General features: G+C 30.2%; 26 protein-coding genes and 1 tRNA gene. 16 read left to right on the top strand and 11 right to left on the bottom strand.

Annotated elements, in window-relative coordinates:
- Window positions 1–30 precede the first annotated feature (30 nt).
- Entirely contained in the window at window positions 31–903 is an 873-nt protein-coding gene (locus tag NOVO_01695; protein ID AIL64735.1) for a hypothetical protein, read from the bottom strand.
- 130 nt (window positions 904–1033) lie between these two features.
- Here NOVO_01695 and NOVO_01690 point away from each other — a divergent pair, with 130 nt between their 5' ends.
- On the top strand, window positions 1034–1477 hold the full coding sequence (locus NOVO_01690) for a helix-turn-helix protein (protein ID AIL64734.1): 444 nt from the start codon (window positions 1034–1036) through the stop codon (window positions 1475–1477).
- On the opposite strand, the gene NOVO_01685 is transcribed toward NOVO_01690, so the two are convergent.
- The gene (locus tag NOVO_01685) at window positions 1474–2565 is read right to left on the bottom strand and encodes a hypothetical protein (protein AIL64733.1); all 1092 of its coding nucleotides are present in this window, start codon (window positions 2563–2565) and stop codon (window positions 1474–1476) included. The genes NOVO_01690 and NOVO_01685 overlap by 4 nt on opposite strands.
- A 223-nt stretch (window positions 2566–2788) precedes the next feature.
- Between NOVO_01685 and NOVO_01680 the strand changes: the two genes are divergently transcribed.
- Together NOVO_01680 and NOVO_01675 are read left to right on the top strand one after the other, a co-directional pair.
- Complete coding sequence (locus NOVO_01680; GenBank protein ID AIL64732.1) at window positions 2789–3094, top strand: hypothetical protein; 306 nt, start codon at window positions 2789–2791, stop codon at window positions 3092–3094.
- Window positions 3095–3119: 25 nt separating this feature from the next.
- Window positions 3120–3323 (top strand): Helix-turn-helix domain protein, encoded by a 204-nt coding sequence (locus NOVO_01675; protein AIL64731.1) that lies wholly within the window; start codon window positions 3120–3122, stop codon window positions 3321–3323.
- A 14-nt stretch (window positions 3324–3337) separates the two neighbouring features.
- On the opposite strand, the gene NOVO_01670 is transcribed toward NOVO_01675, so the two are convergent.
- Window positions 3338–4678: a Tetratricopeptide repeat protein gene (locus NOVO_01670; protein ID AIL64730.1), complete on the bottom strand. Its 1341-nt coding sequence runs from the start codon at window positions 4676–4678 to the stop codon at window positions 3338–3340.
- Between the two features lie 127 nt (window positions 4679–4805).
- Between NOVO_01670 and NOVO_01665 the strand changes: the two genes are divergently transcribed.
- Window positions 4806–4955: a hypothetical protein gene (locus tag NOVO_01665; protein ID AIL64729.1), complete on the top strand. Its 150-nt coding sequence runs from the start codon at window positions 4806–4808 to the stop codon at window positions 4953–4955.
- 290 nt (window positions 4956–5245) lie between these two features.
- Here the strand turns inward: NOVO_01665 and NOVO_01660 are convergent.
- Window positions 5246–5321: transfer RNA gene (locus NOVO_01660), tRNA-Lys, on the bottom strand.
- Window positions 5322–5329: 8 nt separating this feature from the next.
- Window positions 5330–6472, bottom strand: a complete 1143-nt coding sequence (gene mrdB / locus NOVO_01655) for a Rod shape-determining protein RodA (GenBank protein AIL64728.1) — start codon at window positions 6470–6472, stop codon at window positions 5330–5332.
- A 213-nt stretch (window positions 6473–6685) separates the two neighbouring features.
- On the opposite strand from mrdB, the gene NOVO_01650 reads away from it, so the two are divergent.
- Together NOVO_01650 and folD are read left to right on the top strand one after the other, a co-directional pair.
- A complete protein-coding gene (locus NOVO_01650; protein AIL64727.1) occupies window positions 6686–7693 on the top strand; it encodes a Ferredoxin--NADP reductase in 1008 nt (335 codons plus the stop codon).
- Entirely contained in the window at window positions 7690–8568 is an 879-nt protein-coding gene (gene folD / locus NOVO_01645; protein ID AIL64726.1) for a Bifunctional protein FolD protein, read from the top strand. Before NOVO_01650 ends, folD begins: the two co-directional genes overlap by 4 nt.
- A gap of 168 nt (window positions 8569–8736) precedes the next feature.
- Here folD and NOVO_01640 read toward each other — a convergent pair whose 3' ends face one another.
- The 4 genes from NOVO_01640 to gltT_2 are packed head-to-tail and all read right to left on the bottom strand — an operon-like array spanning window position 8737 to window position 12381.
- Window positions 8737–9627: a Farnesyl diphosphate synthase gene (locus tag NOVO_01640; protein ID AIL64725.1), complete on the bottom strand. Its 891-nt coding sequence runs from the start codon at window positions 9625–9627 to the stop codon at window positions 8737–8739.
- A 24-nt stretch (window positions 9628–9651) separates the two neighbouring features.
- Window positions 9652–10080, bottom strand: a complete 429-nt coding sequence (gene uspF, locus NOVO_01635) for a Universal stress protein F (GenBank protein ID AIL64724.1) — start codon at window positions 10078–10080, stop codon at window positions 9652–9654.
- 38 nt (window positions 10081–10118) lie between these two features.
- Window positions 10119–11108 (bottom strand): TRAP transporter solute receptor, TAXI family, encoded by a 990-nt coding sequence (locus NOVO_01630; protein ID AIL64723.1) that lies wholly within the window; start codon window positions 11106–11108, stop codon window positions 10119–10121.
- A gap of 55 nt (window positions 11109–11163) precedes the next feature.
- Window positions 11164–12381, bottom strand: a complete 1218-nt coding sequence (gene gltT_2, locus NOVO_01625; protein AIL64722.1) for a Glutamate-aspartate carrier protein — start codon at window positions 12379–12381, stop codon at window positions 11164–11166.
- 251 nt (window positions 12382–12632) lie between these two features.
- On the opposite strand from gltT_2, the gene NOVO_01620 reads away from it, so the two are divergent.
- From NOVO_01620 to NOVO_01580, 9 genes are all read left to right on the top strand, one after another.
- The gene (locus NOVO_01620; GenBank protein ID AIL64721.1) at window positions 12633–13175 is read left to right on the top strand and encodes a Cytochrome c2; all 543 of its coding nucleotides are present in this window, start codon (window positions 12633–12635) and stop codon (window positions 13173–13175) included.
- Window positions 13176–13231: 56 nt separating this feature from the next.
- Complete coding sequence (locus tag NOVO_01615) at window positions 13232–13705, top strand: hypothetical protein (protein AIL64720.1); 474 nt, start codon at window positions 13232–13234, stop codon at window positions 13703–13705.
- 21 nt (window positions 13706–13726) lie between these two features.
- Window positions 13727–14698 carry a Stomatin 2 gene (gene qmcA, locus NOVO_01610; GenBank protein ID AIL64719.1) on the top strand — a complete coding sequence of 324 codons (972 nt, stop codon included), beginning with the start codon at window positions 13727–13729 and terminating at the stop codon, window positions 14696–14698.
- Complete coding sequence (gene xthA_2 / locus NOVO_01605) at window positions 14682–15467, top strand: Exodeoxyribonuclease III (GenBank protein ID AIL64718.1); 786 nt, start codon at window positions 14682–14684, stop codon at window positions 15465–15467. Before qmcA ends, xthA_2 begins: the two co-directional genes overlap by 17 nt.
- Before the next feature lie 307 nt (window positions 15468–15774).
- A complete protein-coding gene (gene proP_1 / locus NOVO_01600; protein ID AIL64717.1) occupies window positions 15775–17028 on the top strand; it encodes a Proline/betaine transporter in 1254 nt (417 codons plus the stop codon).
- Window positions 17009–17806 carry a Putative glutamine amidotransferase gene (locus NOVO_01595; GenBank protein AIL64716.1) on the top strand — a complete coding sequence of 266 codons (798 nt, stop codon included), beginning with the start codon at window positions 17009–17011 and terminating at the stop codon, window positions 17804–17806. The genes proP_1 and NOVO_01595 overlap by 20 nt, the downstream gene beginning before the upstream one ends.
- Window positions 17772–18479: a Ribosomal large subunit pseudouridine synthase B gene (gene rluB, locus NOVO_01590; protein AIL64715.1), complete on the top strand. Its 708-nt coding sequence runs from the start codon at window positions 17772–17774 to the stop codon at window positions 18477–18479. The genes NOVO_01595 and rluB overlap by 35 nt, the downstream gene beginning before the upstream one ends.
- Before the next feature lie 50 nt (window positions 18480–18529).
- Window positions 18530–19093 carry a Ribosomal RNA small subunit methyltransferase D gene (gene rsmD / locus NOVO_01585; GenBank protein ID AIL64714.1) on the top strand — a complete coding sequence of 188 codons (564 nt, stop codon included), beginning with the start codon at window positions 18530–18532 and terminating at the stop codon, window positions 19091–19093.
- A 116-nt stretch (window positions 19094–19209) separates the two neighbouring features.
- Complete coding sequence (locus NOVO_01580) at window positions 19210–19392, top strand: hypothetical protein (protein ID AIL64713.1); 183 nt, start codon at window positions 19210–19212, stop codon at window positions 19390–19392.
- A gap of 13 nt (window positions 19393–19405) precedes the next feature.
- Here the strand turns inward: NOVO_01580 and NOVO_01575 are convergent, their stop codons facing one another.
- Complete coding sequence (locus tag NOVO_01575; GenBank protein AIL64712.1) at window positions 19406–20062, bottom strand: hypothetical protein; 657 nt, start codon at window positions 20060–20062, stop codon at window positions 19406–19408.
- Between the two features lie 203 nt (window positions 20063–20265).
- Between NOVO_01575 and NOVO_01570 the strand changes: the two genes are divergently transcribed.
- Window positions 20266–21525 (top strand): Outer membrane protein (porin), encoded by a 1260-nt coding sequence (locus NOVO_01570; GenBank protein ID AIL64711.1) that lies wholly within the window; start codon window positions 20266–20268, stop codon window positions 21523–21525.
- 1173 nt (window positions 21526–22698) lie between these two features.
- On the opposite strand, the gene NOVO_01565 is transcribed toward NOVO_01570, so the two are convergent.
- Window positions 22699–23040, bottom strand: coding sequence for a hypothetical protein (locus tag NOVO_01565; GenBank protein ID AIL64710.1), 342 nt, complete (start codon window positions 23038–23040; stop codon window positions 22699–22701).
- Window positions 23041–23070: the final 30 nt, after the last annotated feature.

The raw sequence follows: 23070 nt of genomic DNA, 5'->3' as shown, positions 1-23070 counted from the left end.
TTGCTATGATTGCCAAGTATGCCACTCCAATCAATGTCTTTCAAGCTTAGCAGCGAGCTCAGCTGCTCCGAGAAAGAAATTATCGATCCCTGAGTGTTCCTTTCTTTCAGTGTAGTAATTGTTTTCATTTGTTTTTCCTTGAGTTTTAAGTTCTACAGATTTACGTAACCAGTTTCTAAAAGCAGCTATCCCATCCTTTGGAGGCTTTTTACGAGTTGATAACCAGTAATCTTTGAATTTCCCTAGCTCCCAAGCAAGATCAACATCAATTGGTAGTGTTTTCTCTCCCCAATGTTCTACATCAGCAATTTCTACTAGATCAAAAGGTAAGGATTTCCTTGAAAAACTGCTTAAAAACTTTTCTTTTTTAATACCCCTATAAGGGGTATTTTTTTCTTTTGAAATATTATTTTCTTCTTTTCTTTTTTTGCTTCTTTTTTTCTTTTCTTCTTTTTCACAATTTTCGTCTTGAAATTGACTCGAATCTGTCTCAAGATTTTCTGCTAAGCCTTGAAGATATTGGGTTTCAGTATCACTACTTCCGTCTTGAAGCTGATTTATGCTTGTTAGATTGTCTTGTTTCTGACTTGGAACTGTCTCGCTCTTAGTCTCTTCTACTATCTCTATTTGCGAAGCATCAGGCTTAAATTGCTTACAATTACCTATCATAATTAACAACTGGCCTGACTTTACTTCTGTCTTGATTAATGACTCGTTTTTCAGAGATGTTAAAAATCTCTCGACTTTTGATCTATGCCACTTCCATATGCTTGCCATACTGCGAATAGAATATGATAACTCGCCATGAATAGCATTTTCTACTAGCCAGCTCCATGCTTCTCTTCGAGTAAAGGGTTCTTCAAAAAAATAGGCATAATTAATATTCTTAAGAAAATCATTCATAATTTTTATTTACTTTTGTTATTTGTTATGATATCTGTAGAATATATATGAAACTTTACTATATAAAATCATAATATTTATCCACATATATGTGGATATCATGATTAAAAAATTCATGCAAGGGAAATTTATGTCCTCTTACTTACAACAACAAATAAAAGAAAGAATGGAAGCTAAAAGCCTCTCCACCAATGCCCTTGAAAAGAAAGCTGGATTAAATAAAAGTGCTGTTAGAAATATATTAAAAGGTTTCTCTAAAAATCCTAGTGTTGAAATCTTAAGTGCTATAGCTGCAGCCTTAGATTGTACTCTTAATGATTTAGTACAGATATCATACGCCAATGCTGGGCTAAATAAATTAACCCCAGAAACATCAGATAAAGAAACATATATTTGGCAAGAGCAATTATATCTTGAAGCAGTAAAAGTTATATCCGAATTAGTAAAAAGTAAAAATTTGCATTTAAACCAAATAACTTCTTTAATTAATGAAGTATACAAATATTCTATAAGTAAGAATTCTAACCTTATAGATAGAGATTTTTGCAAATGGCTTATCAATAAAAATTTCTAGCATCTCAAAGGCTTTCTAAATAATATGACATTTTCATGTTCAACAGCCCTGGTTTTACTTACATCAATAAAAGTTTCACACGGCAAAGTTAAATAAATTTCTCTATTTTCACTGCCATGTAATAAATCTAAAGTACCATTATGTGTTTCTAGAATATTTTTGATAGTATTTAAATCTAGCTCTAAAGGAGAGATATTTAAGAAATTACTCTTAAAATCACGCGTAAATTCTTCTGAAAGGTAAAACCCATTATCTTTAATTAAAATTACTAAAGTATCTTGTTGATCTTTTTTTCTGGTAGTAATATCTATGTTAATCGTTCCTGCCGGTCTTGCATGACTCACTGCATGGTTTAAAAGACTAGCAAGTATTTGTTGTAATAATAATTTATTAAATTTAATATTTTTTATGTTAGTTGATATCGTAGGAATAACATTTAATCTACTCTGAACAATATCTTTTTTATAAATTTCATATATTTCTCTTATATTATAAACTATATCTAAAATTTCTATATCTTCTTCTTGATAGGCTACGCAAAATTCTGATAAATAGGCTAGCTTGTTATTGATCTCGATAAAAATATCTAATTGCTTATCACGGCTAATAGAAATCTTAATTTCTCCAGTTTTTAATTGTATAAAGATCCTGATAAATTCTTTTATTTCTGCTAAAGAAGTAGTTATTTTACTACAAATATCTGAAATCAGTTTTTCTTTTCGAAAGCTACTTATCTCTTCTATTTTTACTAAATTTTTATAGTGATGATAAGATCCTGTAAGAAGGTTATTCTTTTCGATTAACATCTTATTGTCCCTTTCAAGCTTTTCTATGTATTTAATAGAATAATTATTGAGATAATATTTTAGCTGGTGCTTAAAAAAGAAAAAAATGCTTAAAAAGAAAATATTAGAAATTCCTAATATTATCAAGAATTGGACAATAGAATTCATCAGCGACCCACCGAACTCACTATGCTTAGCATATAAAAATGCTACCATAATAATGGCTTCCAATACGGCATAAATATAAATTATTCTTAATAGCTGATAAAAATTCTTATCTTTAAAATGAGAAAAAAACATCATAATTTGTATATATTATTAAATTAATTATTTACTAATTTAATAATAGATAACATAAATTAATACAAGAATAAATAAAAATTAAAATATATTACATTTTACGCTTGTAGAATAAATATGAATATGATATTCACATATATAGTAATGATATTTCTCTATCAATGTTAAAGATTTATAATAAAAACATTAGAAGAGATTTTATGTAATATAAATTATGGAGTATTTTATGCTAACAACTATCCAAGAAAATAATGAACTAAATATACCTAAAAATGAAAACCTCAATATACACAAGCCGCCTCATTTAATCTTTTTAAATGAGAAAGAGTTTTGTGAAATAACTGGTCAAAAAATTTCGACAGCACGTTCTAATAGAATTAAAGGTATAGGTTGTAACTTCTATAAAATAGGTGGTTTAGTGCGTTATAAATTATCAGAAATTATAGAGTATCTTGAAAGCTGTAAGTGCAGTTCTACTACTAAAAAAATAGAGCTATCCCCGAAGAAAAGCTCAAATATAATAAAAAAATAATAATTATTTAATTAAGGAGTTATAAATGCAATTTAATTATACTAAGAATCCATCAGAAATTCTTCTTACCCGCACCCAAGCTGCAGAATATTTAGGCTGTAAAGTGAGCACTCTTGCTATTTGGAAATGTACTAAAAGATATAATTTACCTTATGTAAAGATAGGTAAAAATGTTAGATATAGGCTTTCTGATCTAAAAGAATTTATAGAACAAAATATAGTTGAATAATAAAATATTCTCTCTCAAGAATTTTTTAAAATATTTTGAGCTCTTAAAACATTTTCATTATCAATAGCAAAGTGATCTGTAAGTTTTTTTAAGTAAATCTCCGCTAATTTTCTATCACCACTTCTATAGTGAAGAATAGCTAAATTAGCGAGAACAATGCTAACTTCATACATTTTATAGAAATTTTCCTTATAGAATTTTTTATAAAACTCTTCAGAAAAGCTGTATTCTGCTTTAGCTTCAGCATATTTAGAGGTTTCCATAAAAATATCACCTAAAATAATATGTGCTGCAGCTTGGCTGGGATCAAGACTCTGAGAACCGAATATTATTTCTAGGTCAGCAATTGCCTTTTTAATTGTTTGCTCGGCTAAATCATAATCTTTATTGATTTTATAACACCTAGCCATAGTAACCAGATTTTCTGCTATTACATCTTTCGCTTCTGTTTGATAAAATTTGACTCCTCTCTCGTAGCATTTATTAGCACAATCAAACGCTGCTTGAATATTGCCTAAACGAAATTCAATAGATGCATTAATATTTAAACAATGTAAATATATAGCGCTGCTCACCTTAGATTCAGAAATAATAGAAAAAAAGCTATTAATATTTTCTTTAGCTGTTTTATAATCACCTTTTTCTACATATATCCATGAATAATGGTACCAAAATAAAGCTCTGTAATTCGGAATGCAAATTTTTTCTTCAATATTTTTAGCTTTATTTAGGTAAGATAAAGTTACTTCATGGGTGCCCTGAAATAAATAAAATTGGGATATATTAATATAAGCTAAAAATCTTTCATTAATTAATGAGTCTTCCGTTTCCAAAAATAAGAGATTTTTTTGTAATTCAATTTCAAAAGATTTTTTAGATTCATCGTTAAGAAACATATAATCAGCATATACACTATCAGAATAGTATCTTGCTCGAATCACTTTATCAACTGAAACACTTTTATTATCAATTAATTTATGTACTGCTTCAGCCAATTTTTGATATAGAGTATAATCAGCTTTTTTATGAAAAAGGATGTTATTATTTTCTAATAAACACACTAACAATTCGGCTAATAAAGCGTGGTTGTTATTTTCTGAAAATAACTTCAGAACAAAATTGTTAGCAAAGTCAATTAAATTCTCATGTGAATTTATATAATCTACTAAATCACCCCATGGCTTTCTGAATATAGAACATAAAATATCCAATATAAGATGGCTGATATTTTCTTTAGTTAATTCTTGTTGGCTGTTAATAATATTTCTAGCTATTTCATTTAAAAATTCATCTGGTAAGTTTTTTATCTCTAAATCTATTAAAGATTCTATTTTTTCTTTTAGCACTGATGGCATAGTTTCTAAATAATTATAATGTTTTGATCAAAGGACTATATTACTGGTTATGTAATAATTTTATAGATATTTCAATTAAATAATTATTTATTAGTAACACTTTAATCTTAATTAAATCTTTTTTGGAATGAATTTAATAACATTATTTGTATATTTTTCTATAGTTGGAGCAATTTCAGCTTCTTTTTCATTATTTAAAATGAGACACGTAGTGTTAGATTTATACGATTCAATACTTGTATTAATTGTAACATTAATTGCTAAAGAAATTCTTTGAATACCATTTATAATGTTTGATTAGAGGGGTTAGGAGAAAAATCTACATAGTACCCATTATTTTCAATTTCAATGTTAGTGTTATCATATTCTTTATATAATTTAATTAAAATTTTCCCTTTTTGTTAGGCTCTAAGTAAAGCAATTCTAATAAAACTAACAATAATATAAATTATTTTTTTTACTAAAATTATATCTTAAAAACTTTATATTATTTGTTTTAAAAGTAGCACGAAGGTAGCACTAAATATTTAAGTATAAAAAAAATTCTCACCAACACTAGAGAAATCCTGGTGGGCGATGGGGGGTTCGAACCCTCGACCTACTGATTAAGAGTCAGCCGCTCTACCAACTGAGCTAATCGCCCTAAAGATTTTATAAAAATTTATGGTTAGTATTAATATGGCTATTATAATGCACATAGCTATTAAACAAAAAGCCAAACCCTATAAATATAGTCATCATAATAGTTCCCCCGTATGATAATAAAGGTAATGGCACTCCTACTACAGGTAATAACCCCATAACCATAGCCATATTAATAAATATATGCAAGAAAAAAAGAGAAGTAATGCCTATGGCAATTAGTCTACTATAATGATTGCGTATATTATTTGCTGTAAAGATACCAAATATTATTAACAGAGCATATAATGCTAGTATTATTATACCTCCTACAAACCCAAATTCTTCTGCAAAAGTGGTAAAAATAAAATCGGTGTGATGTTCTGGTAAAAATTTAAGTTGGTTTTGTGTGCCTTTTAAAAGTCCTTTACCAAAAATACCTCCTGAACCTATAGCAATTTTAGATTGTATAATATTATATCCAGCTCCTAAAGGATCGCTCTCTGGATTTAAAAAAGTTAATACACGTTTTTTTTGATAATCATGTAGTAAATTCCAAGAAAATGGTAAAATAATTAAAGCAGCTATAATTATTACAATAAATTTTCGTATACTCACACCCGTTGCAAAAAAGATTAATGTACCTAAAGCTAATAAGATAAGCGCTGTACCGAGATCAGGTTGTCTTAAAATCAGGCAAAAGGGAATAAAAATCATAATTATTGGGGGTATTAAATAAATTATTCTGTTAGTAGATAGCTGTGAGATATTATGAAAATACTTTGCCAAAGCTAAGATTAAGGAGATTTTCATAATTTCAGAGGGTTGAATTTTAATTACACCAAGATTAATCCAGCGAGTAGCACCCATAGCTGTATGGCCTGAAAACTCTATTATAGCAAGAAATGATAATACTAATATGTAAATAACGTAAGACATTTTAAACCATAGCCGTACGTCTGTAATAGCTATAATAATCATAATTGGCAATGAGGTAAGTAAATGGATAATTTGTTTATTGGCCCATGGGTACCAACTGCCGTTAGCGGCGGTATACATGAGGGTAATACCTATTATAGTTGTAAATATAATAATCAAAATCATGGACCATGGTAATAACAATAATTTTTTCAAAAAATGTCTATTATTTTTACTAAAACCAGAATGATACATAAGTTATGATCCATTTCATTATCAATAAAGAATTTAATTTATATACGAAATATTGTTAATCCTAATTTATATCATACAAAATATTTATAATATACTATGTATGATGTTTGTATATTAGAAAATTAAAGAGTAATTATATATTATCTATTGATTTTTATTATTTATTTTATTTATTATAGTTGCTTATTTGAATATGTAAAATTTTTTGAACAAATGAATAAAATTGAAACCGATATAGTAATTATTGGAGCTGGTCCAGTTGGATTGTTTGCAATATTTGAAGCTGGTATGTTAAAAATGAAGTGTCATGTAATCGATACTTTAGAGTTTATAGGGGGACAGTGTAAAGCTTTATATCCTGAAAAGCCTATATATGATATTCCTGGCTATCCAATAATTCAGGCTTCAGACTTAATAGATAACTTAATTAAACAAGCAGAGCCGTTTGATCCTGTGTATCATTTAGGAGAACGTGTAGAAAAGATTGAACAAATTGGACAAGGTTTTTGCGTAATAACCTCAAAAGATAAAAAAATATATACCAATTCAATAATAATAGCGGCCGGGTGTGGAGCTTTTGGTCCTAATCGTCCTCCTCTTGACCATTTAGAAGAATACGAGAATAAAAGTGTATTTTATATGGTAGATAAAAAAGAAAATTTTCGTGATAAAGATATAGTTATAGCTGGAGGAGGGGATTCAGCAATTGATTGGGCGTTAAATCTGGCCGGTATTGCAAGAAATATTTATTTGTTACATCGTAGGCCTAAATTCCGTTGTGCACCAGAAAGTTTAGATAGATTGAATAAATTAGTAGAGCAAAAGTTAATAGAGTTGGTAATACCTTATCAACTGTCAGGCTTGGAAGGTCAAAAAGGTGTTTTAACTAATGTTATAGTAAAAGATTTAAATGATAATTATAAAACTTTATCTGCTAATTATTTATTAGCTTTCTTTGGACTTGCAATGGAATTAGGTCCTATAGCAACTTGGGGATTAAATCTTGATCATCAGCATATACAGATAAATCCACAAACATTTGAAACTAATGTAAAAGGTATTTTTGCTATAGGAGATATAGTGTCTTATCCTGGTAAATTAAAGCTGATTTTAACTGGTTTTTCAGAAGCAGCCAGTGCAGCTCATGCAATATATACGAGAGTACATCCTAATGAGGCTTTACATTTTGAATATTCGACAACTAAAGGATTGCCAGTATGAATAATATTATTGATGGCAAAGCAATTGCCGCTTCTGTTTGTGATGAAATTGCCAAGAAATTATTAATATTGAAAAATAAACATGGGATTGTACCTGGGCTTGCCGTCTTACTGGTGGGAAATAATCCAGCTAGTGAAGTATATGTAAGGAATAAAGTTAAAAAATGCAAAGAAATTGGTATAAACTCATTTGAAGTTCAATTACCAGAAAATATAGTACAAAAACAGTTAGTAAGTAAATTAGAATTTTTAAATAATGATCCAAAAGTTCATGGTATATTAGTACAATTACCTTTGCCTAAACATATTGATAGTGATATTATAATTAATACTATAGACCCAAATAAGGATGTAGATGGATTTTCTAGTGTGAATATAGGAAGGTTAGTAAACAATTTACCAGGTTTTGTTCCATGCACTCCTCTAGGTTGTTTACAATTGATAAAAAGTGTACGTCCTAATTTATCGGGGTTGAAAGCTGTAGTTATTGGTAGATCTAATATAGTAGGTAAACCTATGTTACACTTATTATTACAAGAAAATTGTACTGTTAGTATGGTACATTCTAAAACAGTGAATATAGAAAACGAAGTTAAAACTGCTGATATAGTAATAGCAGCTGTAGGTGTGCCTGAGCTTGTAACTAGTAACTGGATAAAGCCAGGTGCAATTGTGATAGATGTAGGTATAAATCGTGTGATACGAGGTGGTAAATCTATGTTAATAGGGGACGTAAAATTTGAAGATATTAAAGACACTGTGTATGCGCTTACCCCTGTACCTGGTGGAGTTGGACCAATGACAATAGCATATCTTCTGAATAATACTGTGAAAGCTGCATGTATGAGTAAGAATATTGATATGGATCAAATCTAGCTTAGGCAATTTAAATATTACTTTGTCGATTGCTAGTTAATGTATTGTTTTTTGTATATTTTACTCCTCGTTTCTAGTACCATTTTAAATTGCTGCAGCTATATATTAATTTAACTCGTCTCTTCTAGCCTAAATAACAAGTTAATTTGCTATATAGGTGATTATAAATTAATATTTTCTTTCTAAAATAAAATTTGCAAATTCTCTAAGTATATCGGCTTTTTTCTCAAATACATTTAAATGAGAAATTGCTTGATTCACTAAATATTTTACTTGTTCAAAAGCGGTATCTGGGCCTATAGAGAGGATATAATTAACTTTTTGAGTATTTATAGGTAATTTTGTAGGTTCAGTTGATTCAATTTTGTCAGGGGTTAAATCCATTAAATCATCAGTAATTTGAAAAGCTAAACCTAAAGCATGCGCATATCCCTTGAGGGCTAATCTAAGGTTTTTAGAAGATTTTCCAAGTATAGCACCTGCTTCGCATGAAACAGCAAATAATTCCCCAGTTTTCATACGTTGTAGCCTTATAATTTCTGCTAAAGAAAGCTCAGTTGTATTAGATAAAATATCAAGCATTTGCCCTCCTGTCATACCACTAGGTCCAGAAGCTTTGGCGATGGCTGCAATCAGCTCACATCGTACGTTACTGTCAGTATGGGTAGTAGGAGAAGCGAGTATACCAAATGCGAGTGTTAATAAGGAATCACCAGCAAGTATAGCAGTTGCTTCTCCAAATTTTACATGACAAGTTGGTTGTCCACGCCTCACAAGGTCATTATCCATAGCTGGTAAATCATCATGAATCAGAGAATAATTATGAATAAATTCAATTGCAGCTGCTGTTTGTAAGGCTGAATCTTTGCATACTCCAAAAAGATTGGCAGCTGCAATAGTCAAAAATGGCCTTAATCTTTTTCCAGGAGATAAGACTGAAAAAAGAATAGCTTCTAATAATATGCTCTCTTTACTATTATCTGGTTCAGGTAATAATTGACGCATCTTTATTTCTAACGATGAAGAAATATCTTGTAAAGTTTCTTGTAATTTTGCCAAAATAGCCTCTATTGATATTTTAAGTTAGCTTCTTACGATTAAAACAGATGTTTTAGCATGACGTACTACTTTAGCTGCGTTTGGACCAAGTAAATAATCTTTCAGTTCAGGACGATGGGCTGCCATAACAATTAAATCAGCATCTAATTCAGCTGCTTTATCTACAATACACTGATAAATAGGACCACGTTCAACTATATAGTCTATTTTTATATCATCAGGCAAATGTTTAGTAGCTATATTATTTAATTCTACATTAACCTTTTTAATCATTTCCTCTAGCCAGCCCTTAGGAAAATATTGATGTACTAAATTCATACCATAATTAGGTATTACAGTCATTAAATATAGTTTAGCATTAGAAGCTCTCACAAGTTCAATTACTGCGGCAAAACTCTTATCCCAGGCATGTTTTGAGTTAACATCAATAGGAAATATAATTGTTTTATACATGTGAATCTCCAAATGCTAAAATTATTAATATATTATGATTATAATAAGCCTTTTTCTTTATAATAGCGCTCTGCACCTTTATGTATAGGTATGATATTATTTTGTATCATATCTTTTGGTACTAAATTATGTAAAACAGGATGTAAATTTCTAAATACATCAAAATGATCAAATAATGATTTTACAACTTGATAGATTACGTTGTCATTTACATCTTCTCTGGTAATTATACTAACTTTTACACTAAAAGTAGGTATATTGTTTGGATTGCCGGCATAAAGTCCTCCTGGTATTGTAGATTTTGTATAATAGGAGTAATCTTTAAGTAATTTTTCTATATTATTACCTGTTATTGGTATGATAGTAATGTCACATAGTGCCGAAACTTCTTGTATTGCAGCATTAGGGTGACCTACACTAGCAATAATGGCGTCAATTTTATTATTACATAATGCAAAGGACTCTTCTGAAGATGTGAGTTCAGAAAATATAAAATTTTCCGAAGTTAATCCATAAAGATCCATAATGGTTTGTAGCATTTCTCTACTACCAGAGCCTTTAGAAGAGATATTAATTTTTTTACCTTTTAAATCTTCTATAGTTTTAATACCAGAATCACTGCGTACCACCACAGTAAAATCATCGTTATGTAAGGAAAAAATACTTCTTAGAGATTTATCGGGCCCATCATTTGCAAAATTATCGATACCATTATATGCGTTATATTGTATATCAGATTGTATAATACCTAAATCAAAAGTTTTATTTTTTAATGATTGAATATTATCCAAGGATCCGTTTGAAGGATCAATAGAACATCGTATAGAATTTGTGCGACGATATCTGTTAACCATACGACATATAGCGCTACCCGTGGGATAGTAAACACCTGTGACTTTACCTGTACCTATAATAACAAATTTCTCAACGGCTTGACTAGCTTGCCATGAAAAATCGGAATCTATAACCAGCATAGTAGATATAGTTACAAGAAAAAATATTACAATTATAAATTTTTTTACATTCATTATCAAGCCCACTAATCCATCAAAATCATCTAGTCAATATATTACATTAAAATTATTATTCTGAAAAGTAAACTTTTTCGTCTAAAGTACCTTCACTTTTATCAATAATGAGAGTAATAGTAGCGTCTCCAGTGAGATTGATAGTAGTACGTATCATATCTAAAATTCTATCTATGCCAGCTATTAATGCTACTCCTTCTATAGGTAAATGTACCGAAGATAGGACCATAGGTAACATAACCATTGAACCTCCAGGTATCCCAGCAGCACCTATTGATCCAAGGGTAGCAGTTAAAATAATCATCATATAATCATTAGGTTGTAAAGTAGTTCCTGTAGCTTGTGCAAAGAATATAGCGCACATACCAAGATATATTGCCATACCATCCATATTCATAGATGCACCAATAGGCAATACAAATGAAGTGTTGCTTTTTGAAATACCAAGTTGTTCTGTGCAGACTCGCATTGTAGTAGGTAATGTAGCTTTACTGCTACTCGTGGAAAAAGCAATAGTTTGATATTCAAGACTTTTTCTATAAAAGGGTATAGGAGATATACGGGCAAAGACTAAGATTAGCACGCCAAAAATTAGATACTGTAATGACATGCCAAGTATAACTGATATAATTAATTTAAATAAACTATTTAATACTTCTAATCCTTGCGTTCCAACAACCCATGCTGTTAAGGCAAAAGCACCATAAGGAGAAAATGACATAACTATATTAATCATTTTAAATATTAATTTTGCAAACAGATTAAAAAAGTTGATCATTTTTCTTCCATCGCTACCCATAGCATTTAAGGTAAGACCAGTAAATATTGCAAAAAATACTACTTGTAGCATATTATTACCTGCAAGTGTTGCTACAGCATTAGTAGGTACTATATCCACTAAAAATTTAGTTAAATCGAATTGTGCAGGGGGAGCTATATTGATTGAGTCTAGATGATCAAAACGCAGAACAACTCCTTGTCCTGGCTTTAGTAATAAAGCAGTTGTAAGTCCTATGATAATAGCAAAGGTAGTGGTAAGTAGATATGATACTACAGCTTTAAAGCCAATTCTACCTATTGATGATGGATCACTCATACTGGTGATACCAGAGACCAGAGATAAAAATATTAATGGTACAATAATCATTTTAATCATGTTAATAAAAATGTCTCCTATTGGCTTTATGTAGTGGAATACATTTTTATCTTTTACTAAAACACCAAAGACTACTCCTAAAATTAACCCCAAAGTAACTTGTTGCCAAAGTTTCATATCTATCTCTCCAAACTTAAATTTTGCATTAAAAATGCAATTTAAATTAGCTGTTAATAAAGATTTTAAACAAAATTAAGTCCAACAATAATCAGAATACTCAAATTACACAAGGATTAAATAAAAATTTTTAAAATTCAAAATATTATTATTATTAATTTGGCTATTGTACTACTAAAAATGTAATGGTATATATGTTTTACTAGGGAATATATAAGTTTTATACAAAAAGATTAATTTGTAGGGTAAATATGTCAGGTTTTGAACTAAATAAAATAGCTGCATCAATACTTTTAGCAGGCTTAATAGCAATGGTTGTTGGCAACATTGCTGATATAATTTATAGACCACATGTAAGTGAAAAAAGAGGGTATACAGTTGAAGTTACTCAGTCTGCGGAAGAAAATCAGCCTGCTAAAGAAGAGGTAGTAATAGATATACCAGCTTTACTTGCAAAGGGAGATGTGGATCGTGGTCAAAAATTATCAAAAGCATGTTTAATGTGTCATAATTTTGAAAAAGGTAAAGGGCCTAAAATAGGTCCAGATTTATGGGGAGTAGTAGGTGCAAATAAATTAAGAGAAGATTATGAATATAGCGCAGCTATGAAGGCCAAGGGTGGAAGTTGGACTTATGATGAATTATTTAGCTTTTTGCAGTCTCCTCAGAAATTTATTCCTGGAACTAAAATGACATTTGCAGGATTTAAAAAGCCTCAAGATGTAGCAGACGTAGTTACATATTTACGTAGTTTAAGTGATAATCCTGTGCCTTTACCCGAGGAAACAAAATAATCAATATTTTTTTAATTTAATTAAATCTTAAATAATAATGTTAATAATATATAATTATGGATATTATAAATAATTTTATACTCAATAATATAAGCTATGCTTGGATGGTGTTTGGTATTATATTGATAATACTGGAAGTTTTAACTACGCCTGGTATTGGTATATTATGTGCAGGCTTAGCTGCCATAATGGTTGGTATAATGATATTATCTAGTCTCATTTTTGATAATAGCTATATTATTCAGTTTGGTTGGTTTTTTGCATGGACGGTAGTGTGGGCTGCTGTATTATGGAAGCCTTTGTTACAATTACGACATTCTAAACCTAATTATCATAATATAGTAGGAGAACGTGCTGTCGTATATAAGAATGATTTAGTTAAAGGTAAAACTGGAGTAGTTAAATGGTCTGGTACTGTTATGAATGCTTTAATTATAGATGCTTCAGGAGTTTCATTTATTAGTGTAAATCAGGAAGTGATTATAAAAGATCTCAAAGGTAATGTTTTATTAGTTGATATAGCTACGTAATGTAAAAGAGGAGAAAAGTAGATGGTTGATATTTCTGGTTTATTTCTAGTAATAATGGTCATATTAGCACTTATAGTATTTAAAGGAATTAAAATTATTCCTCAGCAACAAATCTGGATATTAGAAAAATTAGGTAAATTTGATCGAAAAATGGAACCTGGATTAAATATATTGATTCCCTTCATTGAAACAGTAGCTTATAAGCATTCTTTAAAAGAACAGGCTATAGATGTGATGGAACAAACAGCTATTACAAATGACAATGTAACATTACGTATAGATGGTGTTTTATATGTACGTATTATAGATCCTGTAGCGGCTTCTTATGGGGTAAATGATCCATATTATGCTGTGTTACAGCTTGCACAAACTAGTATGCGTTCGGAAATAGGTAAGATTACTTTAGATAAAACATTTGAAGAGCGTGATACTATTAATGCTAATATTGTAAATGTTATAAATGAGGCTGCAGGTAGCTGGGGTATTCAGTGTATGAGGTATGAAATTAAAGATATTACTCCTCCTACTACTGTGTTAAAAGCTATGGAATTACAGGTAGCTGCAGAACGTCAGAAACGTGCAGAAATATTAGAATCTGAGGGTAAAAAACAATCGCAGATTAATTTAGCTGAAGCCTATAAACAAGAGATAGTATTACGTTCTGAAGCGGCTTATACAGATCAAGTAAATCGTGCAAAAGGTCAGGCAGAAGCGGTATTACTTGTAGCTGAAGCAACTAGTAAAGGTATAGAGAAAATTGCTGAAGGTATTTCGAAAGAGGGAGGTGATGCTGCTGTTGCAATGAAACTTGCTGAGCAATATACAGATGCTTTTAGAGAAATTGCTAAAGAAACTAATACTATAATAGTGCCAGCTAGTGCTTATGATACTGGCTCAATGGTTGCACAAGCTTTAACTATTTTTGATACAATTAAAAAACGTCCAACTTCTATATCGCCATGGAATAATAAAGTAGATGATAAAAATAGCTAATTGGAATATTAATTCTGTTAGAACTAGATTGCCCCTATTGCTTTCTTTTTTAGAACAAGAATCTCCTGATATAGTGTGTTTGCAAGAAACAAAATGTATTAATGAACAGTTTCCTACATTAGAAATAGAATCTTTAGGATATAATTTTGCTTTACATGGACAAAAAAGCTATAATGGAGTTGCAATTCTTTCTAAATTTCCTTTAGAGGATATATCGATAAAAATGCACGATGGTACAGATGATGTTCAAGCTAGATATATAGAAGTTATAGTAAATGTAAGCTCTGATCGTGTGTTAAGAGTTATATCATGTTATGTGCCAAATGGCGCGCCTCTTGAATCTGAAAAATTTATATATAAGCTTAATTTTCTTGATCAGCTATATGAACGTGTACAACAGCTTTTAAAATTTGAAGAAATATTGGTTGTCATGGGTGATTTTAATGTGGCTCCTGAAGATATAGATGTATATGATAGAGAGGTTTTAAATAATACAGTATGTTTTCATATTGAAGAAAAAGTACGTTTTAGAAAAATTATCTATGCTGGTATGAATGATGCCTTTAGGATGCTATATCCTGATAGGCAAGAATTTACCTGGTGGGATTATCGTGCTGGTAGTTGGCAACATAACAGCGGTATGCGTATAGATCATATATTGCTCTCACCGCAGGCTGCTGACTTATTGAAAGCAATTTATATTAGGAAAGATATGAGAGCGGTGGATAAAGCTTCTGACCATGTTCCTATTGTTTGTGAATTAGAATAAACTTAATAGGTGAACAATTTTTATAAACATGCTTGATTTAGATTAATTAAGCGGATCTAGTTAAGCTTTCCTACAACTTGATGTTTATGCTGTTTGTGTTAATCAAGCTATAATTGACACTTCTTATATAAAATTATATATCTTAATTAAAGCGTATTAAATTATCTGTTGACCGTTATATTTGTTTATAGCTATCATTTATATAAGCTATTTATAGTTTTTATTTATGAGTAAGTATATAGTTTTTATGAATACTGAATCTCAAATATCACTGTACGCATAGAGTAATAATTTACTTGAGGTATATATGAAAAAAATAGTTATTTCTGGTATGATAGGTAATGCTTTGGAGTGGTATGATTTTGCTCTTTATGCACATTTTGCTGGTATTATTAGTCAACTTTATTTCCCGTCAGATGATAAATTTATATCTTTAGTTTTAACTTTTGGAGTATTTGCTGCAGGTTTTGTTATGCGACCTTTAGGAGGGATAGTATTTGGTTATATAGGTGATAAATTTGGTCGTAAAGTTTCCCTGGTAACTTCAATTGTATTAATGGCAGTCCCTACTACTTGTATAGGATTGCTTCCTACTTATGAACAGATAGGTATAGTTGCGCCAATTTTATTAACAATAATTAGATTATTGCAAGGTTTATCATTAGGAGGTGGTTTTAGTGGATGTATAGCGTTTATTGTTGAGCATGCTCCGGATGGTCGTAGAGGATTAATTGGTAGTGCTTCTGTATTTAGTATGAGTGCGGGTATTTTATTTGGATTAATAGTTGCAACTTTTATATCGCATATATTATCTCCACATGATTTTAATAGTTGGGGATGGCGTGTGCCTTTTCTAGTTAGTGCAATTTGGGGATTAATTGCTATTTATATTAGAGGCAATATACATGAAAGTCCTAAATATAACGAAGCAAAGGCAAATGGTTTTCTATCAAAATCACCAGTGCGGGAAGTGTTATCAAATTATTTACCAGAATTATTAATAGCAATAGGTATTTACCTTACTGTAACAGTACCATTTTATACCTTAATGATTTTTATGAATAACTATATGTCTCAGATTTTAGGACATTCTATTAAAGAGGCATTACTAATGAATGTAGTAAGCATATTAGTTCATATGTTATTCTTACCATTTGCATCAAATTTATCAGATAAAATAGGTCGTAAGCCTGTTTTAGTAGTAAATTCTTTAGCGTTTATGTTCTTGACGTATCCTATTTTCTGGTTATTATGTCAGAATGGCTTTGTGTTACCCTTAATGGGTCAAGTGATGTTTGGTATTATATTATCATTTTATATAGCGCCTGTACCTGCATTATTAGTAGAATTGTTTCCTACTAGTGTAAGATTTACAGGTATTGCTCTTTCTTATAATTTAAGTGCTGCTATATTTGGTGGTACGACTCCTATGGTTGCAGCTTGGCTAATAAGATATACAAATATGAATGATGCGTTAGCATTTTATATTATTTTATTTGCTATCATTTCTCTTATAACCCTCTATTATTTTAGAGATAATTATGATAAACCTTTGGCGTAAAAATAAAAATAGAACAAAAGATGATAATATTATTATTACTAAACCAGTTATAGGTATTACTATAGATTCTGAAGAGCAAGGTTGGTATTCGGAATTTCCTTGGTATGAAGTGCGTCAAAACTATTGTACTGCTATTAGTAATAATGGGGGTGTACCTTTATTGTTGCCTTATGAAATGGGTTTGTTAGAAGAATATATAGGAATGATGGATGGATTAATGATCACTGGAGGAAATTTTGATATTTCTCCGGAATATTATGAGGAAAAGGGTGTATTAGAGAAATCAAAAATAAATAAAAATCGTACAGATTTTGAAATGGAAATTACAAAGTTAGCCTTAAAAAATAATATACCTATTTTAGGAATTTGTGGTGGTGAACAATTAATTAATGTTATATTAGATGGTACGCTTATTAAGCATATACCAGAGATAGTTGATGCTATTAATCATGAACAGACTGTTCCTAAAAATCATCCATGGCATATGATTAATATAGAGCCTAATAGTTTATTACACCGTATTACTGGTGTATTAGAAATGTCGGTCAACAGTACTCATCATCAAGCAGTAAAAGATTTGGGTAGGGGTGTAATAATTAATGCTACAGCTTTGGATGGGATTATAGAAGCTATAGAATATTCATATAACTGTTTTTGTTTAGGTGTACAGTGGCATCCAGAATATGAAATTAATGAGTATGATACTAAAATATTTAAAGCCTTTATAGATGCAGCGTTACAATATGCAAGAAGAAAGAATCTCAAAACTAATAGCTAAATCTGGTTTATGTTCACGTAGAGCTGCAGAGCAATTGATTTTAGAATCAAGAGTTAAATTAGATGGACAGATTATAAAAGAATTAGGTACCAAAACAAAAAATTATCATTCTATTTGGGTTGATAATAAGCCATTAAAACTTCAGGAAGAAGCTAGATTATGGATTTATTATAAGCCTGTTGGGCTAATTACTACTCATCATGATCCAGAAAATAGAAAAACAGTTTTTTCTACGTTGACTAAAGATATGCCAAGGGTGATATCAGTTGGTAGGTTAGATTTGAATAGTGAAGGATTACTGTTACTGACAAATAATGGGGCATTAGCGAGTCGTCTTGAGCACCCATCAAATGGATATCTTAGAAGATATAGAGTAAGAGTATTTGGTGATTTAAATCTCAATGAGTTCGCGAAATTAAAACAAGGAATTACAGTTAAGGGTATTGATTATAGGCCTATTACAGTAGAAGTAGATAAAATAGGAGGAAAGAATTCTTGGCTAGTGATGGATTTATATGAAGGAAAAACACGCGAGATTAGAAATATAATGCAACATTTTGGGCTTAAAGTGAATCGTTTGATACGCATTTCTTATGGTCCATTTCAAATAGCGGGCTTAAAACCTGGAGAAATAAAAGAAATAGATGTAAAACTATTTATCAAGGGTTCTTAAAACTTTTTCAATAAAAGACTTTAAAATTCTATTAATAATGAGAAAATAATATGAGAATTATAGCTGGAAAACATAAAGGGCGTAATATTATGTTGCCTACAAGAACAAATGTTAGACCTACTACGTCAAAAACTCGTGAAGGTATATTTAATATATTAAATAGTGGTCAGTTTCTTAAAGAAGGTATTTCTATTTTGCATAGAGCTAAAATACTAGAGTTATTTTGTGGTAGTGGTGCATTGTCTTTTGAGTCTTTATCACGAGGCGCAGAGCATGCTATAATGGTTGATAATAATCAAGAAAATTTAAATTATGTAGCATTGAATGCGGAAAAACTTTCAGAATCAAATAATATTTCTATTATTCGGACAGATGCGAGTTTTTTGCCTAAAGCTAATCATGCTGTTGATATTGTGTTTATTGATCCTCCTTATAATAGCAATGTAATTGAGTCTGTATTATATAAATTACAGCAGCAAAATTGGTTAAAAAATGATACAATTATTGTTATAGATGCTTTTAGTAAGGAAGATATCAATATACCATTGGGGTATAATCATATAAGCCAGCGTATATATGGTAAAACCAAAATAATATTTTTAGGTATTACATAAAAATTGTAAAAAATATTAAAATATAAATTATCTATTTTATGTTGCTGTATAATATGATATACTTAATAGGTTATAAAGTAGAACGCTTGCTAAATATTGTGAAATAGGAGGGTAAGATGTCATTACTGGAACATGTCAATCAAATTTCTTCAAAACATGCAAAGATAGAAAACGAACTACACACGGCATATATTAACCATATTGATGATATTATTATAGGAAAATTAAAAAAACAAAAATTGAAATTAAAAGATGAGCTTCAATATTACGTAGAATCAAGATTATTAGAAGTAATATAAATGTAATAAATTCTTAAACCACGGGTCTGCTACCAAAAATAGCAGACCCAATACGTATATGAGAAGCACCAGATTTTAAAGCTATTTTATAAGAATCACTCATGCCCATACTAAGTACTGAGATATTATGTTTACTAGCAATGTACTGCAATAAAGTAAAATGAGGATATGGATCATCATTTACAGGAGGAATACACATTAAACCTTCTACTTTTAATCTTAATTCATATTTACAGCTATGTATAAAATCGGTAGCGTCATAAGGCATAATACCAGATTTTTGGCTTTCCTCCCCGGTATTAATTTGTATATAGCATTTTAAAAATTTATTTTGTAATTCCATTTCATGTTTAAGAGATTTGGCTAATTTAAAACTATCTACTGTTTCTATAACATCAAAAATTTTTACAGCTTCTTTTACCTTATTGGTTTGTAAACGTCCTATCATGTGTAATTCAATATTATTGTATAACTTTTTAAGAGAAATCCATTTACGTTTTGCTTCTTGGATCCTATTTTCGGCAAACGTTCTATGCCCTACTTCTAATAAAGGTTCTATAAAATTTATTGGTTGGTTTTTGGTAACAGCAATAATGATTGCCTTTGAATTTAGAAAAGATATTTCATCTTGTATAAGTTGAAATTTACTGATTATAGAGCGTTCAATCATAGGCAAAATAAATGGTTATAGAAAACAATGTAATGGTATTTTTACAACAAAAAACGGAAAACTTAATAATAGGTAAACAAATATTATCTATCTAACTTGCATAAGTCAATCTTATCTTTTAATAATGAAAAGACATAAGAAGTCATATGGGTTTATATGTCTTTTGATTTTGGCAATAGTTTAATTTGGAAGGTTGGCGTATTATGAAAAAATTTTTGATTAGTACCACTGCATTAGTAGCGATAGTAGCAACTAGTGCGTTCGCTGAAGTACCTACAACCCCAGCCAATGGGCTTACTGTAAGTGCAGGTGGGATAGTTGATTTTCAAGCTGGTTTTCGTAACCAGAAAAAAGGTTATAAAGTAAATTTATCAGAAAATAATAGAAATGTTGCTTTTATGGGCCATGCAAAGGCTTATTTATCAGCGACTGCAAGAGCTGATATGGGCTTTAAATATGGTGGTGTAATACAATTAAATACTAATGTTGTTAATTATAGCGGAAATAAAGATGCTAAAATGGAACATACATATGTATTCGTTGAAACAGGTTTAGGTAGAGTAGAATTAGGTACTAATTCTTCAGCTACACAAGCAATGAAAGTTGACGCTTCAAGTATAGCTCGTGCTACTGGGGGTATTGATGGTGATTGGGATAACTATGTTAATACTGCTGCGTATTATCCAGATGGTGTCACAGGGGCTGTAGATCAGTTAGATACTGAATATATGAGTTCTCCGGATTTCTTAAGTGCATATAGATATGATTCTAAATGGACTTCTGAAAAAGCAAGAAAGATTTCTTACTATACCCAAAGATATAATGGCGTGCAGTTTGGTATAAGTTATACTCCTGATACAGGCGTTATAGGTAGATCTTATAATGGTGGAGTTGGAGAAAACACTGCATATAATACTCGTAGCGGTACGCAAGGTGTAATACCACGTTCGCCTAGAGCTATTAAGAATTTAGTTAGTGGTGGTTTCAACTATACCAATCAGTTTGATCAAGTTGGATTTAGTGCTAGTTTGTTAGGTGAACTTGGTAAAGGTACTCACAGTGCTTCAGAAACAACTAAACATCGTAATTTAAGAGCATGGCAGGCTGGTGCTGCTTTAGATTATGCAGGATTTAGTGTTGCTGGTTCTTATGGTTCAACTAATAAAAAGTTTGCAAATGTTGTGCCAGCTAGTGATACTACAAAATATAAAGATTTAAAGTATTGGACAGCAGGTTTAGCTTATGCTCAAGGACCAATTGGTGTTAGTGCAACCTATATGAACAGCGAATGGATGAAAAATAAATTCAATAACGTTGTAGTAGGTGCTGATTATCAACTAGCTCCAGGTTTAATGCCTTATGTAGAAGCTGCATTCTTCGAGTACAAACCTAAGAGAGGTGGTAAAATTACTAAGAAGAATAGAGGTGAGTCTTACATAATTGGTACTGAAGTTAGATTCTAGTCTTATTTAATTAATATGATGGTATAAATTTATACCATCATATTATTTTCTGGTTCTCTCTTGCTTTTGAAATCTTTCTATGTGATCATACAGTGTTGTTCATTATTTTCTATTCCTTAACTGTCCGTTGGGCTCCTATTTTTAAATTTCTAGTAGTAATATTATAGTAAAAGCATTGAATTTGTATGCTTAGGTAACTCTTTGCTCTCCTACTAATTGTCATACTACCGGACAAAAAAGTAGAAAGAAGTTTTAAGATGTGCAAGATTGGAGGATTTGGTATGGAAGGAAGTCATATCAAAAGCAGCAAAAGATTAGAAAATTATATTAAATGAATATTTATAGCTTTTGCTATTGTAGTTAAAATAGGTAAAGATGTGAATGAAACTATTCCGATAAAGGTTAAGAAAACTTTAGTTTGTAAGGCGTCTTTTGTCATTACCGCGTAGGCGGTAATCTAATAATATGGGCAAATTCACTAGATGCCCGTTTTCGCGGGTATGACTAAAGGGGATTCCTTTTTTTTATTACTGCATCCTTTCTTGCTCATTATTTACATTTTTTGTCTGGTAGTATGACTATTTATAGGCTTCGCTCTATCTGCCCTAGGTGTATAGTTTCAAGAATATATTTGCAGATTTATTAAATCTTGAGAATATCCTACGAAAATGTTTGATTTTACCAAAAAAACATTAAATCAGATGACGTTCTTTGTAAATGTGTTGGTCATATGATTTAGCTCTTTACAATTTTTCTTCGAAGAGATAATTATTTCACAATACTTAACTCTCAAGCTTTTCTCTTTATTTTCAACCACTTTAATCTCCATCTCTCTTTTAGAAAACTTCACATAACCTATATTTTGGTAATTTTTTTTGCGAATGTTACTAATATTAGCTGCGAAAATTCACTTATATACCCTAAAATTATTTCCAAAATCTTATCTAGAAATATTTTGTTAACAGGATCATAGTTTTTTATATGATTTCCAAAAGTTACTATTGTAATGACGCTTTTGGTTATTTCTATTATACCAATTTTATTTTGAGAAGGAGAATTAATAGATCAATTATTAAATAATAACGATTTATTGCCGGTTATAGGATTATATAAGTGAGATAATTTATGTATAGTTAGTATTAAGCCCTATTTCTTTGAATATAAGGTAAATTATTATGGGCTACGTCCTCTCCCTCGTGCTCCTATTTTTAATAAAGTTCCTTTTCTTAAGATAGTAGTAAATTTTGCCTTATTATTAGTTTTTATATGATTGTCAGATTTTACCCAAAAAGTTACGCCTGTAGTAACGCTTTGGGTTATTCCTGGGGTGTTATCTTGAGAAGAAGAATTAACCGATAAATTGTTAAGTAATGCCGATTTATTTGCAATTATAACAGGAGTTTTAGGTAGTTTTTTATCTTCTTTTAATGATTGTTCATCATCATAGGCTTTAGAGGTCTTAGCCTTACCTTTTTCAAATAATTTAACGATTTGGTCTATTATGACTGTTATCATACTTTTGATCTTTATCAATTTATATATTAA

It is taken from the genome of Rickettsiales bacterium Ac37b, assembly GCA_000746585.2.
Classification (GTDB): Bacteria; Pseudomonadota; Alphaproteobacteria; order Rickettsiales; family Arcanibacteraceae; genus Ac37b.
This window is presented reverse-complemented; position numbering and strand designations above follow the sequence as displayed.

Excerpts from the sequence above, each read along its gene's own strand:
- NOVO_01695 (AIL64735.1), bottom strand. The coding sequence starts at position 903 with ATGAATGATTTTCTTAAGAATATTAATTATGCCTATTTTTTTGAAGAA.
- NOVO_01690 (AIL64734.1), top strand. The coding sequence starts at position 1,034 with ATGTCCTCTTACTTACAACAACAAATAAAAGAAAGAATGGAAGCTAAA.
- NOVO_01685 (AIL64733.1), bottom strand. The coding sequence starts at position 2,565 with ATGATGTTTTTTTCTCATTTTAAAGATAAGAATTTTTATCAGCTATTA.
- NOVO_01680 (AIL64732.1), top strand. The coding sequence starts at position 2,789 with ATGCTAACAACTATCCAAGAAAATAATGAACTAAATATACCTAAAAAT.
- NOVO_01675 (AIL64731.1), top strand. The coding sequence starts at position 3,120 with ATGCAATTTAATTATACTAAGAATCCATCAGAAATTCTTCTTACCCGC.
- NOVO_01670 (AIL64730.1), bottom strand. The coding sequence starts at position 4,678 with ATGCCATCAGTGCTAAAAGAAAAAATAGAATCTTTAATAGATTTAGAG.
- NOVO_01665 (AIL64729.1), top strand. The coding sequence starts at position 4,806 with ATGAATTTAATAACATTATTTGTATATTTTTCTATAGTTGGAGCAATT.
- mrdB (AIL64728.1), bottom strand. The coding sequence starts at position 6,472 with ATGTATCATTCTGGTTTTAGTAAAAATAATAGACATTTTTTGAAAAAA.
- NOVO_01650 (AIL64727.1), top strand. The coding sequence starts at position 6,686 with ATGAATAAAATTGAAACCGATATAGTAATTATTGGAGCTGGTCCAGTT.
- folD (AIL64726.1), top strand. The coding sequence starts at position 7,690 with ATGAATAATATTATTGATGGCAAAGCAATTGCCGCTTCTGTTTGTGAT.
- uspF (AIL64724.1), bottom strand. The coding sequence starts at position 10,080 with ATGTATAAAACAATTATATTTCCTATTGATGTTAACTCAAAACATGCC.
- NOVO_01630 (AIL64723.1), bottom strand. The coding sequence starts at position 11,108 with ATGAATGTAAAAAAATTTATAATTGTAATATTTTTTCTTGTAACTATA.
- gltT_2 (AIL64722.1), bottom strand. The coding sequence starts at position 12,381 with ATGAAACTTTGGCAACAAGTTACTTTGGGGTTAATTTTAGGAGTAGTC.
- NOVO_01620 (AIL64721.1), top strand. The coding sequence starts at position 12,633 with ATGTCAGGTTTTGAACTAAATAAAATAGCTGCATCAATACTTTTAGCA.
- NOVO_01615 (AIL64720.1), top strand. The coding sequence starts at position 13,232 with ATGGATATTATAAATAATTTTATACTCAATAATATAAGCTATGCTTGG.
- qmcA (AIL64719.1), top strand. The coding sequence starts at position 13,727 with ATGGTTGATATTTCTGGTTTATTTCTAGTAATAATGGTCATATTAGCA.
- xthA_2 (AIL64718.1), top strand. The coding sequence starts at position 14,682 with ATGATAAAAATAGCTAATTGGAATATTAATTCTGTTAGAACTAGATTG.
- proP_1 (AIL64717.1), top strand. The coding sequence starts at position 15,775 with ATGAAAAAAATAGTTATTTCTGGTATGATAGGTAATGCTTTGGAGTGG.
- NOVO_01595 (AIL64716.1), top strand. The coding sequence starts at position 17,009 with ATGATAAACCTTTGGCGTAAAAATAAAAATAGAACAAAAGATGATAAT.
- rluB (AIL64715.1), top strand. The coding sequence starts at position 17,772 with ATGCAAGAAGAAAGAATCTCAAAACTAATAGCTAAATCTGGTTTATGT.
- rsmD (AIL64714.1), top strand. The coding sequence starts at position 18,530 with ATGAGAATTATAGCTGGAAAACATAAAGGGCGTAATATTATGTTGCCT.
- NOVO_01580 (AIL64713.1), top strand. The coding sequence starts at position 19,210 with ATGTCATTACTGGAACATGTCAATCAAATTTCTTCAAAACATGCAAAG.
- NOVO_01575 (AIL64712.1), bottom strand. The coding sequence starts at position 20,062 with ATGATTGAACGCTCTATAATCAGTAAATTTCAACTTATACAAGATGAA.
- NOVO_01570 (AIL64711.1), top strand. The coding sequence starts at position 20,266 with ATGAAAAAATTTTTGATTAGTACCACTGCATTAGTAGCGATAGTAGCA.
- NOVO_01565 (AIL64710.1), bottom strand. The coding sequence starts at position 23,040 with ATGATAACAGTCATAATAGACCAAATCGTTAAATTATTTGAAAAAGGT.